Source organism: Ideonella alba (genome assembly GCF_018069875.1).
GTDB classification, from domain to species: Bacteria; Pseudomonadota; Gammaproteobacteria; order Burkholderiales; family Burkholderiaceae_C; genus Ideonella; species Ideonella alba.
On record NZ_JAGQDF010000008.1, the window covers coordinates 143,610 to 159,984 of the forward strand.

Below are 16,375 nucleotides of genomic sequence, written 5' to 3' on the forward strand. Positions count from 1 at the left end.
CATGCAACGCCGCCACACCCTGATCGCCCTGGCCACCGCCCTGGCCTCCACCCTGGCCACTACGCTGCCGCTGAGCGCACAGGCCGACACGCTCGACGACATCCTCGCGCGCAAACAGATCAACATCGCCGTGCCCACCGACTTCCCGCCCTACGGCATGGTCGGCACCGACCTGAAGCCGCAGGGCCTGGACATCGACATGGCCAACCTGATCGGCGCCAGGCTGGGGGTCAAGGTGGAGCTGGTGCCGGTGACCAGCGCCAACCGCATTCCCTACCTGCAGACGCGCAAGGCCGACCTGGTGATCAGCACGCTGGGCAAGAACCCCGAGCGCGCCGCGGTGATCGACTTCACGGTCGCCTACTCGCCCTTCTTCCAGGCGGTGTTCGCGGCCAAGAGCGTCAGCATCAAGGGCGCGGCCGACCTGGCCGGCAAGACCGTGGCCGTCACCCGCGGCGCGATCGAGGACATGGAGCTGACCAAGATCGCCCCGGCCAGCGCCGACATCAAGCGCTTCGAGGACAACAACACCACGGTGTCGGCCTTCGTCTCGGGTCAGGTGCAGGTGATTGCCACCGGCGCCTCGGTGGCTGGCGCGCTGATCGCCCGCCACCCCGAGCTGGCCACCGAGTTCAAGTTCGTGCTGAAGGACTCGCCGAACTTCATCGGCGTGTCCAAGGGCGAGGACAAGCTGCGCCTGAAGGTCAACGAGATCATCGCCGCCGCCAAGGCCAGCGGCGAGCTCGACAAGATGGCCGTCAAGTGGCTGGGCCGCCCGGCCGGCGAGCTGCCGCAATGAGCGCCTGGCGGCGAGCAACGGGGCGGACGCGATGATCCAGCTCGACTTCATGGCCGTGCTGTCGCAGTGGCCGGCGCTGCTGCGCGGCGCCGCCTTCACGCTGGGCCTGAGCGCGGTGGCTGCGGTGCTGGGCGTGGCCCTGGGCGTGGCCTGCGGCTGGGTGCGCAGCCAGGGGCCGCGCGCCGGGGCGCTGCTGGTGTCGGCCTATGTGGAGCTGATCCGCAACACGCCCTTCATCGTGCAGCTGTTCTTCATCTTCTTCGGCCTGCCCAGCCTGGGCGTCAAGCTCAGCCCGGAATGGGCCAGCATCCTGGCGATGGTGATCAACCTGGGCGCCTACGCGGCCGAGATCGTGCGTGCCGGCATCGACACCACGCCGCGCGGCCAGATCGAGGCGGCACGCAGCCTGGCGCTGACCGAGTGGCAGGTCTTCACCCGCGTGGTGCTGCCGCCAGCGCTGGGCCGGGTGTGGCCGGCGCTGACCAGCCAGATCGTCATCGTGATGCTGGGCTCGGCGGTGTGCGGCCAGATCTCGGCGCAGGAGCTGAGCTACACCGCCAACCTGATCCAGAGCCGCAACTTCCGCGCCTTCGAGGCCTACATCGTCGCCACCGCCATCTACCTGGGCCTGTCGGTGGGTGTGCGGCAGCTGCTGAACTGGCTGGGCCCGCGGCTGATCTTCGGTCGCCTGCCCGCCGGGCATGGCGCTGCGCGCTGAAGGAGCCACCCGATGATCGACTTTTCCTTGTGGGACATCTTTCGCAACCTGCTGCTGGCGGCCCGCTGGACCGTGGGGCTGTCGCTGGTGGCCTTCGTCGGCGGCGGCCTGGTGGCGCTGGCGCTGCTGCTGGCGCGGCTGGCGCAGTGGCCGGGCGCGCCGCGCGCGGTGGCCGTGTACGTGCAGCTGTTCCAGGGCACGCCGCTGCTGATGCAGCTCTTCCTGGCCTACTTCGGGCTGGCGCTGGTGGGGCTGAACGTGTCGGCCTGGGTGGCGGCCAGCCTGGCGCTGACGCTCTACACCAGCGCCTTCCTGACCGAGATCTGGCGCGGCTGCGTCAACGCCGTGCCCAAGGGCCAGTGGGAGGCGGCCGACAGCCTGGCGCTGAGCTTCGGCGAGAAGATGCGCCACGTCATCGGCCCGCAGGCGCTGCGCATCGCGGTGCCGCCCACCGTGGGCTTTCTGGTGCAGGTGATCAAGGGCACGGCGCTGGCCTCGGTGATCGGCTTCATCGAGCTGACCAAGGCCGGCACGATGATCACCAACGCCACCTTCCGCCCCTTCACCGTCTACGCCTGCGTGGCGCTGCTGTATTTCGCGCTGTGCTGGCCAGTCTCGGCCGCCAGCCGCCGTCTGGAGAGGAGTTTCAAGCATGCCCACTGAGCCCATCGTCCGCATCGAGGCGCTGCGCAAGAGCTTTGGCAGCCACGAGGTGCTCAAGGGCATCGACCTGCAGGTGCAGCCCGGCGAGGTGATCGCCATCATCGGCAAGAGTGGCTCGGGCAAGAGCACCCTGCTGCGTTGCATCAACGGGCTGGAGGTGTTCCAGCAGGGCAGCCTGCTGGTCGACGGCCTGCCGCTGCGCCATGGCGATGCGCAGGCCATGCGCGCCTTGCGCCAGCACGTGGGCATGATCTTCCAGAACTTCAACCTCTTCCCGCACCTCAGCGTGGGCCGCAACGTGATGCTGGCGCCCACCCTGGTCAAGCAGACCGACGCCGCCGCCGCCGCCCAGCAGGCGCGCGCGCTGCTGGCCCGCGTGGGCCTGGCCGAGAAGTTCGACGCCTGGCCCGACCAGCTCTCGGGCGGCCAGCAGCAGCGCGTGGCCATCGCCCGCGCGCTGGCGATGGCGCCCAGCGTGATGCTGTGCGACGAGATCACCTCGGCGCTCGACCCCGAACTGGTGGGCGAGGTGCTGCGCGTGGTGGAGTCACTCGCCGACGAGGGCATGACGCTGCTGATGGTCACGCACGAGATGAACTTCGCCCGCAAGGTGGCCGACCGCGTGGTCTTCATGCACGCCGGCCGCATCCACGAGATGGGCCCGCCCGAGCAGCTGTTCGGCCAGCCGCAGACCGCCGAGCTGAAGCAGTTCCTGTCCGCGCTGCACTGAACCGGAAGCTTTCGGCGACCGGCCTGGCGCCGCCGTTCAACCGGCTCGCGTCAGGCGCACCGTGAACCAGAAGGTCGAGCCCTGGCCCGGCCGGCTGTCCAGCCCCATGCGGCCGCCCATCGCCTCGACCAGGCGCTTGCTGACAGCCAGGCCCAGGCCAGCGCCCTGGTGCGGCCGGGTCGAGCTGCCGTCGGCCTGCACGAAGGCGACGAACAGGCGGCGCTGGGTGGCCTCGTCGATGCCGGGGCCGGAATCGACCACGTCGCAGCGCAACTGCAGGGCCGCCGGGCCGTCGTCGCGCAGGCCCAGGCGCACCGAGACGCCCCCCTGGTCGGTGAACTTGACGGCGTTGCCGGCCAGGTTGCCCAGCACCTGCGCCAGGCGAGGGCCGTCGCCGACCACCGGGGTGTCGAGCAGGCCGGCGTCGGTGTCGACCGAAAAGCTCAGGTGCTTGTCGGCCGCGGCGGCCGCGGCCTGCTCCAGCACGTCGGACAGCACCTCGCCCAGGCGGAAGCGGCGCCGGTCCAGGGTCAGCTGGTCGTTCTGCAGCGCGGTGGCGTCCAGCAGGCTGGCGATCAGGTCGGCCAGGCGTTTCGACGAGACCTCGAGCATGCCCAGCAGGCGGGCCACCTCGGGCTCGGTGGTCTTCATCCGGGCCAGGGCGCCCATGCCCAGGATCCCGTTGAGCGGCGTGCGCAGCTCATGGCTCATGTTGGAGAGGAACTGCGACTTGGCGCGTGCCGCCGTCTCGGCCACCTCGTTGGCCTGCCGCAGCCGGGCCTCGCTGGCCCGCAGCGCCAACTCGGCCACCTTGCGGGCGGTGATGTCGATGTTCGACGCGCGGTGACCCAGGAAGCCCCCCTCGGCGTCAAACACCGGCTGGCAGACATGCGAGAGCCACAGGTCGTGGCCCTCGGCATGGCGGATGCGAAAGTCGAAGGCGGCGAAATCCCCGTCGGCCCGCGCGGTCGAGGCCATGTGCTGCTCGACGCGGGCCCGGTCCTCGGGGTGGACGATGCGCGTGAACAGCCCGCCGTCATGGATGAAGTCCTGGGCATCGCGGCCGGTGATGCGCTGGCACGACGGCGAGCAGTACAGCCAGCGGCCCTGCGGATCGTTCCAGGTCTCCCAGTTGGCGTTGTGGTCGGCCACGGTGCGGTACCGCAGTTCGGTCTCGGCCAGCTGGCGGGTGCGCTCCACCACGCGGTCCTCGAGGCTGCTGCGCTCGCGGGCCAGCGCCTGCATCGCTCGCAGGCGGCCACGCCGGTTCACCAGCAGGCCGCCGATCAGCACCGCCTGCAGGACCAGCAGCAGCAGCGCGCCGATGATCTCGAGCCGGTGTTCGCGCCACACCGAGAACGCCTGGAAGCGCAGGTCGGCGTCGGCTGGCAGGCGCTCAGCGCTCAGCCCCCAGCGGGCCAGCTGGCGCGCGTCAAAGGCCAGCGTGGCCTGAGCCGTCTGCTGGCGAGGCGACGGCGCAGCCGAGGCCACCGAGGACGGTGGCCGGGCGGCACGCACCGCCTCCTGCAGCAATTGCCGGCCCACCCCTTGCGGCACGGTGACATAGCCGCCCAAGGCGCCGCGTCCGATCATCGGGTCCCAGAACGAGTAGATCGGCACCTGACTGGTCTGGGCGATCCGGGACAGCGCCAAGGCCGGCGGCAGCGGCTCGCCCTTGTCATCGCTGAACACCAGGCCATAGAAGGCCACGGCCCGCTCCTGCGCCGGTACCGCGGCCAGGCGGTGAGCGATGGGGGTCAGGCCCGGACTGTCCAGGCGTTCGACCTGCAGGCCGGGCCGCGTGTGCAGCAGCGCCTGCATGGCGTCCAGCGTGGACTGCGATTCCGGCGCGGGGCCGCCGATCAGGTAGACCCGTGTCGGCTGGTGCAGGCGCAGGGCCAGGTCGATCGTCTCGGCCAGCCGGGTCTCGACCGTGACCTCGGCCGCCAGCTGGGTATCCAGCGGCCGGCCCTGGCCCTCGAGCATGGCCACCACCGGCACGCCGTCCAGGGCGGCGGCCAGGTGGCGCTGCTGGAACTGCACCGCGGGCAGGGACTCGGCGATGATGACATCGGGCCGGCGCGCCTGGTAGCGCGCCAGGATCAGGCGCGCACGGTCGGCGTTCAGTGCGGGCGAATCGGCGCGCTGCTGGTCCAGCAGTTGCAGATCCAGCGACACGGGCTGGCCGGCGGCCTCGTCGAGCAGGCCGTTCAGCACGGCGCGCGTCCAGGGCAGCTGGGCGTGGTAGGACAGCAGCACCAGCACCTGCAGGGGGGGTGCCTCCTGGGCGCGGGCCGCGCCGGCGGACAGGGTCCAGGCCAGACTGGCGAGCAGCCACGCGGCGAGCTGCGCCCGCCAGTGGCGGCGGGTCAGGGCGGGGCCAGGGCGGTGGCTCGGCATGGCGTCAGCCTAGCGCGCTGGCTGGCGAACGCAAGGGCGAAAAGGGCGGTGATCGCCGCCTGTCGGGCGTGCCTGCCTGGGGGTGGCGGGCGGTCTGCCACCGTCTGACGCCAGGAACCTTTCGAAGCGGCCGTGGTCATTCCGCCCGCAACATCGGTTTTCTCGAAGGGGGACCCTCATGCTCAACTACCGCCACCTCCACTATTTCTGGGTCGTCGCCAAGGAGGGCGGCTTTGCGCGCGCGGCCGCGCGCCTGGACATGGCGGTGCAGACCATCAGCGCCCAGGTGCGCGAGCTGGAGAAATCCCTGGGGCACCAGCTGCTCAAGCCCTCGGGCCGCGGCGTTGCGCTGACCGAGGCGGGCCAGGCGGCGTTCGCGCGGGCGGAGGAGATCTTCCAGCTCGGCCAGCAGCTGCCCGACGAGGTGCGCGAGGCGGTGGCCGGGCCGGTCGCGCGGCTGTCGGTGGGGCTGTCGGACGGGCTGTCCAAGCTGGCTGCGCACGCGCTGCTTGAACCCGTGCTGGATACGCCGCGCCTGCGCCTGGTCTGCCATGAGGGCGAGGTGGAACAGCTGCTGGGCGAGCTCGCGCTGCACCACCTGGACCTGGTGCTGGCCGGCCAGGCCGCGCCGCGCAACCCCAATCTGCGCCTCAGCAGCGAGCTGCTGGTCGACGCGCCGGTGGAGTGGTACGGTCCGGCCCAGTGGGTGGGGCGCAGCCAGCGCGAGCACTTCCCGCAGTGCCTGGCCGATCTGCCGGTGCTGCTGCCGACCAGCCACTCCGCGCTGCGCCTGACCCTGGAGCTGTGGTTCGACACCCTGGGCCTGCGGCCCACCGTGGTCGGCGAGTTCGAGGACAGCGCGCTGCTGGCGGTGTTCGCCGCGCGCGGCCTGGGCGTGTTCCCGGTGAGCCGCCTGGGCGCCGATGACATCGGCCTGATGCGCGGCCTGCGCCTGCTGGGGCGCAGCGAAGGCGTGAAGGAAGAGATCCACGCGATCCGCTCGCGCCGCGGCCAGCACCATCCGCTGGTGCAGAAGGTCCTGGCGGCGGCGCGGGCGCGCTGAGGCCGGCGGCGGCTCAGGCCGCCATCAGCAGCGGCACCGGCTGCTCCGACAGCCGCCACTGGCGCCGCGCGGCGGACACCAGCATGGCTTCGGCGTCGGCCAGGTGCTGGTCGGCCTCGGCCGCTGCGGCGGCCAGGTGCAAGGTGGCGGACTGCAGTGTCGGATCGTCCACCTCGGCCAGCAGCGACGCCAGCGTGGGCTCATCCACGCTGCACATCATCGAGCCACCGGCGTAGGCGCCGGCCAGCAGGTCCTCGCACATCGTGTGCACCACCTGCGCGAACTGACCCGGCGCCAGGCCCAGCGTGGGCTCGATCTGCAGGCGCTGCAGGGTGTCGATCTCGGAGCGGCAGACGTGGCCGTCGGCGATCAGGACCAGCGCGACGATACGCGCGGCGGCTTCGGGGCTGTTGCGGGGGTAGCTGCGCATGGTGTCACTCCAGAAGGGTCGCGGTGGGCGTCCGGCCCGGGATGGGCCGCAGAGCGCTCACCGCGATGAAGGGCAATGTGGGGGGTGACACCCATCGGTCAAAGCATTGTTTTGCAGACTTTCATTCAGAGAAAACCGAATCATGGCTGACCCGGAGGCGGCGCTTGAAATCCGCCAGCCGGCACTGATCTGCCCCGCCACTGACTGTTCACCACCGGGAGCCGACGACATGAGCAAGCACCTCGACGACCTGCTGGACCGCATCCGTGCGCTGCAGGAGGATGTGGAGGAGGAATACCGCCAGCAGCGCGAGGACTGGCAGGCCCGGCGCGCCCAGCTGGCCGGCGAGTGGGCGTCCCAGCAGCGCCGCTACAAGGTGGGCCTGTGGCGCTTCCTGCGCCGCTCCAGCCTGCTGGCCATCCTGACCGCGCCGGTGATCTACCTGGGCTGGATCCCCTTCCTGCTGATGGACCTGTTCGTCACCGTCTACCAGGCGATCTGCTTTCCGGTCTACCGCATCCCCAAGGTGCGCCGCTCGGACTACCTGGTCTTCGACCGTGAGGACCTGCCCTACCTGAACGCGATCGAGAAGTTCAACTGCTTCTACTGCTCGTACGGCAACGGCGTGGCCGCCTACACCCGCGAGGTGGCGGCGCGCACCGAGCAGTACTGGTGCCCGATCAAGCATGCCCGCCGCATCCGCGCGGCCCATGAGCGCTACCCGCGCTTCTTCGAGCACGGCGACGCCGAGGCCTTCCGCCAGGGACTGGCGCGCCTGCGTCGCCAGTACGGCGACGACCCGCCCCGATCGCCGGACTGAGGCGGCTTCCCGCTTCGGTTTTCTCGAAGCTTCATTCACGCTGCTGCTGCTTTTTCAGACCATGACCCGGCATCAGACTGGGTCCACCTCAAGGAGACCTGCCATGCAAGTGCTGTTCAGAACCCGTCACCCCCAGGCCCAGGCGCTGCGCGAGCTGGCCGAGCGCCGGGTCCGCTTCGTGCTGCGCCGCCTGTCCTGGCTGGTGCCGCGCGCTGACGTGCAGCTGTCCGACCTCAACGGCCCGCGCGGCGGCGTCGACAAGCGCTGCCAGATCGAGCTGCGCACCGACGGCCAGGGCCCGGTGGTGGTGACCTCGGTCGCCCAGGACTGGCGCACCGCGCTGGACCTGGCCCTGGCCCGCGCCGCCCGATTCCTGCTGCGGCTGCGCAACCGCGGTGCGGCACCACGCCGCCTGCCGCGCGCCGCCGCCGAAGCTTCCCTGTGATCCACCCCACCCCCCAAGGAGCCGACACCATGGACTCGATGAGTTCCGCCACCACCTCCCGCCTGCCAATGGCCGGTGCGGGTGCCGCCGGCCTGCCTGCCGAGCGTCGCCGCGTGCTGCGCAACACCTATGCCCTGTTGTCGATGACGCTGCTGTTCAGCGCCGCGGTGGCGGGGATGGGCGTGGCCTTCCAGTGGCCCGCTCCGGGCGTGCTGCTGACGCTGGCGGGCTACTTCGGCCTGCTGTTCGCGGTCTACAAGCTGCGCAACAGCGGCTGGGCGCTGCCGGCGGTGTTCGCGCTGACCGGCTTCATGGGCTACACGCTGGGCCCCTTGCTGGCGCGCTCGCTGTCGCTGCCCGGTGGTGCCCAGACCGTGATGCTGGCGCTGGGTGCGACCGGCATCACCTTCCTGGCGATGTCGGCCTGGGCGCTGAGCAGCAAGCGTGATTTCAGCGCGATGGGCGGCTTCCTGTTCGCCGGCATGGTGATCGCGCTGCTGGCCGGTCTGGCGGCGTTCTTCCTGCAGATCCCGGCGCTGGCCCTGGCGGTGTCGGCGATGGTGGCGCTGCTGTCGGCCGGCCTGATCCTGGTCGAGACCAGCCGCATCGTGCATGGCGGCGAGACCAACTACGTGATGGCCACGGTGGGCCTGTACGTCTCGCTGTTCAACCTGTTCACCAGCCTGCTGAGCCTGTTCGGCTTCGGCGGCTCGCAGGAGTAAGTCTCACAGCGCTGCGGCGATCGCCTCGCCCAGCGCCGTGGTGCTGGCCGCGCCGCCCAGGTCGGGTGTGCGCGGCCCGTTGCGCAGCACCGCCTCGATCGCCGCCACGATGGCGTCATGGGCGGCGCGCTCGCCCAGGAAATCCAGCATCAGCGCCGCCGACCAGACCATCGCGATCGGGTTGGCGATGTTGCGGCCGAAGATGTCCGGCGCCGATCCGTGCACCGGCTCGAACAGGCTGGGAAAACGCCGCTCGGGGTTCAGGTTGGCCGACGGCGCCAGGCCGATCGTGCCGGTGCAGGCCGGGCCCAGGTCGGAGAGGATGTCGCCGAACAGGTTGGTGGCCACCACCACGTCGAAGCGCTGCGGTTGCAGCACGAAGCGGGCGCTGAGGATGTCGATGTGCTGCTTGTCCACCGAGACCTGCGGGTACTCGGCGCCAATGCGCTCGGCCAGCGCATCCCACCACGGCATGCTGATCGCGATGCCATTGCTCTTGGTGGCCACGGTCAGGTGGCGACGGGGCCGGCGCATGGCCTGCTCGAAGGCATAGCGCAGCACGCGCTCGGAGCCCACGCGGCTGAACACCGATTCCTGGATCACGATCTCGCGCTCGGTGCCCTCGAACATGATGCCGCCGAGCTTGGTGTACTCGCCCTCGGTGTTCTCGCGCACGATCAGCATGTCGATGTCGCCGGGCTGGCGGTTGGCCAGCGGGCAGGGCACGCCCTCGAACAAGCGCGCCGGGCGCAGGTTGATGTACTGGTCGAACTCGCGGCGGAACTTGAGCAGCGAGCCCCACAGCGAGATGTGGTCGGGCACCGTGGCCGGCCAGCCCACGGCGCCGAAGAGGATCGCGTCCACCCCCTGCAACTGCGCTTTCCAGTCGGCGGGCATCATCTCGCCATGGGCCTGGTACCAGTCGCAGCTGGCCCAGGGGATCTCCCGCAGATCAAGCGCAAAGCCGAAGCGCTGGGCGGCGCTGCGCAGCGTGCGCAGCGCTTCGGGCATCACTTCCTGGCCGATGCCGTCTCCGGGGATCACGGCGATGCGGTGGGTGCGGGTCATGGTCAGGTCCGAGCGTGGGGATGGAGGTGATTGTCGTCATACACGAATGGACTTCAATAGATTTACTGTGGATTGATAATTCATGATTCGTGCATAGTGCGAATCACATGAACCTGCCGCTTCCGTCCCCAGCCACCGAGGACCTGCGCGTCTTCACCGTGGTCGCGCGCCGCGCCAGTTTCAGCGCCGCCGCGCACGAGCTGGGCGTTTCGCCCGCCTATGTCAGCAAGCGCATCCGGTTGCTGGAGCAGGCGCTGGGCACGCCGCTGCTGACGCGCACCACGCGGCGCGTGACCGTCACCGAGGCGGGCGAGGACGTCTACCGCCACGCACTGCAAGTGCTGGAGGCGATGGACCAGCTGGTGCAGGCCGCCGGCAGCAGCCGGCGCGAGCCGCGCGGCCTGTTGCGGGTGTGCTCGAGCCTGGGCTTTGGCCGGCGCGTGGTGGCGCCGGCGCTGTCGGCACTGGTGCAGCAGCATCCCGGCCTATCGGTGCGCTTCGAGGTGCTGGACCGCCTGGTCGACCCGGCCGCCGAGGGTTTCGATCTGGATGTGCGCATCGGCGACGAGATCGCGCCGCACCTGGTGGCCCACCGCCTGCAGGACAACCACCGCCTGCTGTGTGCCGCGCCCGCCTACCTGGCCCGCGCCGGCCAGCCGCGCACGCCGCAGGACCTGGCGCAGCACGACTGCCTGGTGATCAAGGAGCGCGACCATCCCTTCGGGGTCTGGCGCCTGCAGGGACCGGGTGGCGCCACCGCCAGCGTCAAGGTCACCGGTCCGCTGTCGACCAACCACGGCGAGGTGGCGCTGCAGTGGGCGTTGGAGGGCCGCGGCGTGGTGCTGCGCTCGCAATGGGACGTGGCCGAGGACCTGCGCGCCGGGCGCCTGCAGACGCTGCTGCCCGCCTGGCAGCAGCCGGCGGCGGTGTGGGCGGTGACGCCGCAGCGGCCGGCGCAATCGGCCAAGGTGCGGGTGGCGGTGCAGTTCCTGCGCCAGTGGCTGGCCGGCCCGGCGGCGCCCTGAGCGTTCAGCGCACCACGTCCACCATGTGCCACCACTCCTGCCAGAAGGGTGGCGGGCGGTAGCCGATCACCGGCGCGTGCGCCAGCCAGGTCTGGAGGGTGTGGAAGCGCACCCGGTAGGGCATCCACACCGCGGCGATGCGGGCGGCTTCGGCAAAGCCGGCCAGTCGCTCGGGGCCATCGGGCTGGCGCGCCAGGCGGTCGAACAGCGCGTCCATCTCGGGGCGCTTGAAGCGGGCGAAATTCTGCGAGCCCAGCTGCCGGCTGTCGTAGCGGGTGAGCTGGCCCAGGCTGTCGGGCGTGGCCGCCTGGTTGCCGATGTGCCAGACCTGGAACTGGCCGGCCCGGGCGGCCTTGACCAGCTCGGGCCACTTGCCCACCTTGAACTCCAGGCGCAGGCCCAGGCGCGTCATGTCGCGCAGGTACTGCTCCGAGATCTGCCGCGCGCGCTGGTTGGACTCGATCGACCAGACCATGCGCAGCGGGCTGCCGTCGGGCTGCTCGCGCCAGCCGTCGCCGTCGCGGTCGACGTAGCCGTACAGGTCGAGCAGGGCCTGGGCGCGGGCGGGGTCGAAGTCACCCATCTCGCTCTTGTAGTCGGGGCGCCAGGCGGTGCTGTGGGGGCAGTAGGGCGACTGGCAGGCCAGGCCCTGGCCGCGGTGGACGATGCGGATCTCGCGCTCGATGTCCATGCCCAGCGCGATCGCCCGGCGCAGTGCCACCTTGTCGGGCGAATAACCGCCCACCAGCGGATCCTCCATGTTGAAGAAGGTGGCGAAGTAGTCGGCGCTGAGGGTGCGCCGGCCTTGCAGGCCGCGCTTGCGCAGATGCGGCGCCAGCTCGCTGCCCACCACCGCCTGGCTGATGAACTCGGCCGGCACGCGGTCGATCAGGTCGTGCTCGCCGTTCAGGAAGGCCAGCCAGCGCGGCTGCGCCTCCTCGACGATGTCGATCTCGACGCGGTCGACCATCGGCAGCCGCCGGCCCTTGAAGCGCGCCAGCAGGGCCTGGCCTTCGGCATCGGCGGCGGCGGGCTCGGCGTCGTAGACGCGCTCGCGGTACTGCGGGTTGCGCACCAGCACGATGCGCGAGGCGCGGCGCCACTGTGCCAGCATGAAGGGGCCGGTGCCCACCGGGTGTTCGGTGACGGTGTCGCCGTAGTGCTCCACCACCTCGCGCGCCACCGCGCCGTACAGGTCGGAGGCCGCCAGGAAGTCGAGGAAACGCGGCCGCGGCTCGCGCAGGCGGATCTGCAGCGTGCTGCGGTCCAGCGCGCGCAGGCCCTCGATCGGCGTGTCGTAGTCAAAGGGCCGCTTGCCATCGATCGCGCGCTGGCGCGCCTCGGCCAGGCCCAGCAGGCCGTAGCTGTCGGTGTAGCCCCACAGCGGGCTCTTCAGCTTCGGGTCGGCGTAGCGCTTGATCGCGAAGACGTAGTCCTCGGCCACCAGCTCTCGCCGCCGCCCGCCGAAGGCCGGGTCGTCGGCGAAGAAGATGCCCGGGCGCACGCGGAAGGTCCAGGTGCGGAAGTCGTCGGACACCTCGGGCATGCCCGCCGCGGTCAATGGCTTGATGCGCGCCGGCCGGGCCAGGTGGTCGAAGGCGTAGAGCGCCTCGAAGATGTGCGAGGTGACGCCGCGCGAGTAGATGTCGTTGACCTGCGTGGGGTCGAAGCCCGTCTCGGCATTGGCGAAGGCGATGCGCAGCACCTTCTCGCCTGGCGCGGCCTGGGCGCGCGCCGCCCAGGCCGGCGCCAGCGCCAGGCCGGCCGCGGTCTGCAGCCAGTGTCGGCGGTCGGTGCGGGGGCCGCCCATCGCCAGCTCAGGTGCCGGCGGGCGTGGGGTCGACATCGACCATGTGCCACCACTCCTGCCAGAACAGCGGCCGGCGGTAGCCATGCACCGGTGCGTGGGCCAGGTCGGTGATGTACGAATGCCAGCGCACCTTGTAGGGCATCCAGGCCACGGTCAGGCGCACCGCTTCGCGGAACAGCGCGTCGCGCTCGGGGCCGTCGGGCAGGGCCGACAGGCGCTGGTAGATCGCGTCGAACTCGGGGCGCTTGAAGCGCGCCATGTTCTGGCCGCCGACCTGGCTGCCGTCGTAGCGCTGCAGCGCGCCCTGGCTGTCGGGCGCGGCCGACATGCTGCCGACATGCCACATCTGGAAGCTGCCGGCACGCGCCGCCTTCAGCAGCTCGGGCCACTTGCCGATCTTGAACTCCACGCGCAGGCCCAGCGACTTCAGGTCACGCAGCCACAGCTCGGAGAGCTGGCGCGCGCGCTGGTTGTCCTCGATGCTCCAGACCAGGGTCAGCGGGCTGCCGTCGGGCCGCTCGCGCCAGCCGTCGCCATTGCGGTCGGTCCAGCCGTAGAGGTCCAGCAGCGCGCGCGCACGCGCCGGGTCGTACTGGCCCATCTCGGTGCTGAGGGCCGGGTCGAAGGCGCCGGTGTGCGGCGCGATCGGGGCGTGCGCCACCCGGGCCTGGCCGCGGTGCACGACGCGGATCTCGCGCCCGACATCCAGCCCCAGCCCGATGGCCCGCCGCAGGGCCACCCGCTCGGGCGTGTAGCCGCCGACCACCGGGTCCTCCAGGTTGAAGAAGACCATGCTCATGTCGGCGCGCAGGTTGCGCCAGGCCTTCACGCCCTGCTGCGCCAGGTAGGGCGCCAGCCGGCCGCCGGGCAGGGCCTGCTCGACGAAGTCCGCCGGCACCTGCTCGATGAAGTTGTGCTGGCCATTGAGAAAGGCCAGCCAGCGCGGCTGCGACTCCTCGACGATCGACACCTCGACCCGGTCGATCATCGGCAACCGGCGCCCCTTGAAGCGCGCCAGCAGGGCCTGGCCTTCGGCATCGTCCGGGGCGGGCTCGGCGTCGTAGACGCGCTCACGGTACTGCGGGTTGCGCACCAGCACCACGCGCGAGGCGCGGCGCCACTGCTGCAGCACGAAGGGGCCGGTGCCCACCGGGTGCTCGGGCAGGCGCTCGCCGTAGCGCTCGACCACCTCGCGGGCCAGCGCCCCCATCAGGTCGCTGACGGCCAGGAACTCGATGAAGCGCGGCCGCGGCTCGGCCAGGCGGAACTGCAGCGTGTAGCGGTCCAGCGCGCGCAGGCCCTCGATCGGGGTGTCGTAGTCGAAGGCCTGGCCGCCCTGGGCGCGCTGGCGCAGCGCGGCCAGGCCCAGCAGCTGGTAGCTGTCGACATAGCCCCAGTTGGGGCTCTTGAGCTGCGGATCGGCGTAGCGCTTGATCGAGTAGACATAGTCCTCGGCCACCAGCTCGCGGGGACGGCCGCCGAAGGCGGGATCGTCGGCGAACAGGATCCCCGGACGCAGCCGCACCGTCCAGCGGCGGAAATCGTCGGCCACCTCGGGCATGGCCGCCGCGGTCAGCGGGCGGAACTTCGCCGGCCGGGCCAGGTGGTCGTAGGCGTAGAGGCCCTCGAAGAGGTGGGCGGTGAGGGTGCGCGAGTAGATGTCGTTGACCCGCACCGGGTCCATGCCGGTCTCGGCGACCCGGAACGCGTAGCGCAGCACCCGCTCCGCCGTCGGGGCCGTGGCGGCCCGGGTGGCCGAGGGCAGCAGGCCCAGCGCGGCCCCGGCCTGCAGCAGTTCACGGCGTGATCGCATCCGCTCTCCTCAGTGACGGGCCGCCTGGCGCGCCGGGTCGACATCCAGGTAGCGCCAGAACTCGCGCATGAACGGGTGGCGCCGGTAGCCGTCCACCCAGGGCTGCAGCAGGTCGGTGTGCAGCCGGTGGTGGTTGATCTTGTAGGGCATGTAGGCCACGCCCAGGCGCTTGATGCGGTCGATCAGCGCCTGGCGCTCGGGCCCGTCGGGCAGCACCGCCTGGCGTTCGAACAGCTGGTTGACCTCGGGCAGGTTGAAGCGCGCATGGTTGGCCTGGCCCTTGCTGGGGCCGTACATCAGGTCGAGCATGTAGCTGGCGTCGGGGGTGGTGGCGCTCCAGGCCACGCCCCACATCATCAGCTTGCCGGCGCGCGAGGCCTTCAAGTTCTCGGGCCATTTGGCCGGCTTGAACTGCACGCGGATGCGCAGTGCATCAAAGGCCCGCTGCCAGATCTCGGTGAGCACGCGCGAGGCCTGGTCGGGCTGGGTGGCGTACTCGATCGTCAGCGGCTGGCCATCGGGGCGGTCGCGCCAGCCATCGCCGTTGCGGTCGATCCAGCCGTGCAGATCCAGCAGGGCCTGGGCGCGGGCCAGGTCCTGGTCGCTCATCTCGCTCTTGAAGGCGGGGTCGTAGCTGGTGGTGTGCGGCGGCACGATGGACTGCGCGGCCACCGCCTGGCCCTTGCGCACCTGGACGTTCTCGGCCTGGGTGTCGTAGGCCAGCGCGATCGCCCGGCGCAGCGCCACCTGGGCCGGCGCATAGCCGCCCACCACCGGGTTCTCCATGCCGAAGTAGCTGTAGCCGATGTCGGCCCCCAGCATGCGCTGCAGCTGCACGCCTTTCTTCGCCAGGTGCGGCGCCAGCTGTCCGCCGGGGGCGGCCATCGGCGAGAGCTCGGGCGGCAGACGGTCCAGGAAGTCGTGCTCGGCGTTCAGGAAGCCCAGCAGCCGCGGCTGCGATTCCTCGACGATCGAGATCTCCACCCGGTCGAGCATCGGCAGCCGCCGGCCGGCCAGGCGGCGGGCCATGGCCTCGCCCTCGGCGTCGCCGGGGCTGGCCTGTTCGTCATAGTGCTGCTCGCGAAAGCCGGGGTTGCGCTCGAGCACGATCTTCGAGGAGCGCTTCCAGGCGGCCAGGCGGAAGGGCCCGGTGCCCACCGGGTGGGCCATGATCTGGTCACCGTAGTGCTCGACCACCTCGCGCGCCACCGCGCCCAGCATCGCGCCGTCGGCCAGCACATAGGCAAAGCGCGGCGCCGGCGCGGCCAGGCGGAACTGCAGCGTGTAGCGGTCGAGCGCGCGCACACCCTCGACCTCCTGGTCGTAGGGGAAGGGCGTCTTGTCCTTCAGCGCCTGGCGCTTCAGCTCGGACAGGCCCAGCAGCCGGGCGTTCTCGAGCTGCGAGACCACCGGGCTCTTCAGCGCCGGGTCGTACAGCCGCTTGATGGTGTAGACATAGTCCTGGGCCACCAGCTCGCGCCGCTGGCCCTTGAACGCCGGGTCGTCGGCGAAGTAGATGCCCGGGCGGATGCGCAGCGTCCAGGTGCGGAAGTTGTCGCTGGGCACCGGCAGGGCCTCGGCGGTCTGCGGCTTCAGCCGGGCTGGCCGGGCCAGGAAGTCGTAGGTCAGCGGCGACTCGACGATGTTGGCCACCACGGTGCGCGAGTACAGGTCGGAGACCTGCGCCGGGTCGAAGCCGGTCTCGGCAATCGGGAAGGCGTAGTGCAGCACGCGCGCCGGCTCGGCGGCCCGGGCCGGGCCGGCCAGCGCGGCCAGCAGCACAAGCGGGAAGAGGGCGAGCAGGCGCAGCATCGGGCCCGATTGTGCCGATGCCCGCGCGGCGCGTCCGGTCGGGTTAGCCATGGCCTT

15 protein-coding genes are annotated in these 16,375 nt (G+C 71.0%); 9 read left to right on the forward strand and 6 right to left on the reverse strand.

The window, feature by feature from the left end; translation table 11 throughout:
* Position 1 precedes the first annotated feature (1 nt).
* From KAK07_RS15005 to KAK07_RS15020, 4 genes are read left to right on the forward strand one after another with little or no spacing between them, the layout of a single operon-like run.
* A complete protein-coding gene (locus KAK07_RS15005) occupies positions 2-799 on the forward strand; it encodes a transporter substrate-binding domain-containing protein (RefSeq protein ID WP_210851782.1) in 798 nt (265 codons plus the stop codon).
* Between the two features lie 31 nt (positions 800-830).
* Complete coding sequence (locus KAK07_RS15010; RefSeq protein WP_210800240.1) at positions 831-1,517, forward strand: amino acid ABC transporter permease; 687 nt, start codon at positions 831-833, stop codon at positions 1,515-1,517.
* Between the two features lie 12 nt (positions 1,518-1,529).
* A complete protein-coding gene (locus KAK07_RS15015; protein WP_210851783.1) occupies positions 1,530-2,180 on the forward strand; it encodes an amino acid ABC transporter permease in 651 nt (216 codons plus the stop codon).
* Positions 2,170-2,910, forward strand: coding sequence for an amino acid ABC transporter ATP-binding protein (locus KAK07_RS15020; RefSeq protein WP_247660875.1), 741 nt, complete (start codon positions 2,170-2,172; stop codon positions 2,908-2,910). Before KAK07_RS15015 ends, KAK07_RS15020 begins: the two co-directional genes overlap by 11 nt.
* Positions 2,911-2,946: 36 nt before the next feature.
* Here KAK07_RS15020 and KAK07_RS15025 read toward each other — a convergent pair whose 3' ends face one another.
* Positions 2,947-5,310 (reverse strand): sensor histidine kinase, encoded by a 2,364-nt coding sequence (locus KAK07_RS15025; protein WP_210851784.1) that lies wholly within the window; start codon positions 5,308-5,310, stop codon positions 2,947-2,949.
* A 178-nt stretch (positions 5,311-5,488) separates the two neighbouring features.
* Here KAK07_RS15025 and KAK07_RS15030 point away from each other — a divergent pair, with 178 nt between their 5' ends.
* Positions 5,489-6,373 (forward strand): LysR family transcriptional regulator, encoded by an 885-nt coding sequence (locus tag KAK07_RS15030; RefSeq protein ID WP_210861583.1) that lies wholly within the window; start codon positions 5,489-5,491, stop codon positions 6,371-6,373.
* 13 nt (positions 6,374-6,386) lie between these two features.
* Here KAK07_RS15030 and KAK07_RS15035 read toward each other — a convergent pair whose 3' ends face one another.
* On the reverse strand, positions 6,387-6,803 hold the full coding sequence (locus tag KAK07_RS15035) for a TerB family tellurite resistance protein (protein ID WP_210800243.1): 417 nt from the start codon (positions 6,801-6,803) through the stop codon (positions 6,387-6,389).
* Positions 6,804-7,032: 229 nt separating this feature from the next.
* On the opposite strand from KAK07_RS15035, the gene KAK07_RS15040 reads away from it, so the two are divergent.
* The 3 genes from KAK07_RS15040 to KAK07_RS15050 all read left to right on the forward strand — a co-directional run bounded on the left by KAK07_RS15040 (position 7,033) and on the right by KAK07_RS15050 (position 8,790).
* Complete coding sequence (locus KAK07_RS15040; RefSeq protein WP_210851786.1) at positions 7,033-7,623, forward strand: hypothetical protein; 591 nt, start codon at positions 7,033-7,035, stop codon at positions 7,621-7,623.
* Positions 7,624-7,726: 103 nt separating this feature from the next.
* The gene (locus tag KAK07_RS15045; protein ID WP_210851787.1) at positions 7,727-8,068 is read left to right on the forward strand and encodes an HPF/RaiA family ribosome-associated protein; all 342 of its coding nucleotides are present in this window, start codon (positions 7,727-7,729) and stop codon (positions 8,066-8,068) included.
* A gap of 38 nt (positions 8,069-8,106) precedes the next feature.
* Positions 8,107-8,790, forward strand: a complete 684-nt coding sequence (locus KAK07_RS15050) for a Bax inhibitor-1/YccA family protein (RefSeq protein WP_247660876.1) — start codon at positions 8,107-8,109, stop codon at positions 8,788-8,790.
* Between the two features lie 3 nt (positions 8,791-8,793).
* On the opposite strand, the gene KAK07_RS15055 is transcribed toward KAK07_RS15050, so the two are convergent.
* Entirely contained in the window at positions 8,794-9,858 is a 1,065-nt protein-coding gene (locus KAK07_RS15055) for a tartrate dehydrogenase (protein ID WP_210861585.1), read from the reverse strand.
* Positions 9,859-9,965: 107 nt separating this feature from the next.
* Here KAK07_RS15055 and KAK07_RS15060 point away from each other — a divergent pair, with 107 nt between their 5' ends.
* Entirely contained in the window at positions 9,966-10,883 is a 918-nt protein-coding gene (locus tag KAK07_RS15060; protein WP_210861587.1) for a LysR substrate-binding domain-containing protein, read from the forward strand.
* 4 nt (positions 10,884-10,887) lie between these two features.
* On the opposite strand, the gene KAK07_RS15065 is transcribed toward KAK07_RS15060, so the two are convergent.
* The 3 genes from KAK07_RS15065 to KAK07_RS15075 are packed head-to-tail and all read right to left on the reverse strand — an operon-like array spanning position 10,888 to position 16,318.
* The gene (locus KAK07_RS15065) at positions 10,888-12,729 is read right to left on the reverse strand and encodes an ABC transporter substrate-binding protein (protein WP_247664381.1); all 1,842 of its coding nucleotides are present in this window, start codon (positions 12,727-12,729) and stop codon (positions 10,888-10,890) included.
* A complete protein-coding gene (locus KAK07_RS15070) occupies positions 12,701-14,506 on the reverse strand; it encodes an ABC transporter substrate-binding protein (RefSeq protein WP_210851790.1) in 1,806 nt (601 codons plus the stop codon). Before KAK07_RS15070 ends, KAK07_RS15065 begins: the two co-directional genes overlap by 29 nt.
* A gap of 9 nt (positions 14,507-14,515) precedes the next feature.
* Positions 14,516-16,318 (reverse strand): ABC transporter substrate-binding protein, encoded by a 1,803-nt coding sequence (locus tag KAK07_RS15075; protein ID WP_210851791.1) that lies wholly within the window; start codon positions 16,316-16,318, stop codon positions 14,516-14,518.
* Positions 16,319-16,375: the final 57 nt, after the last annotated feature.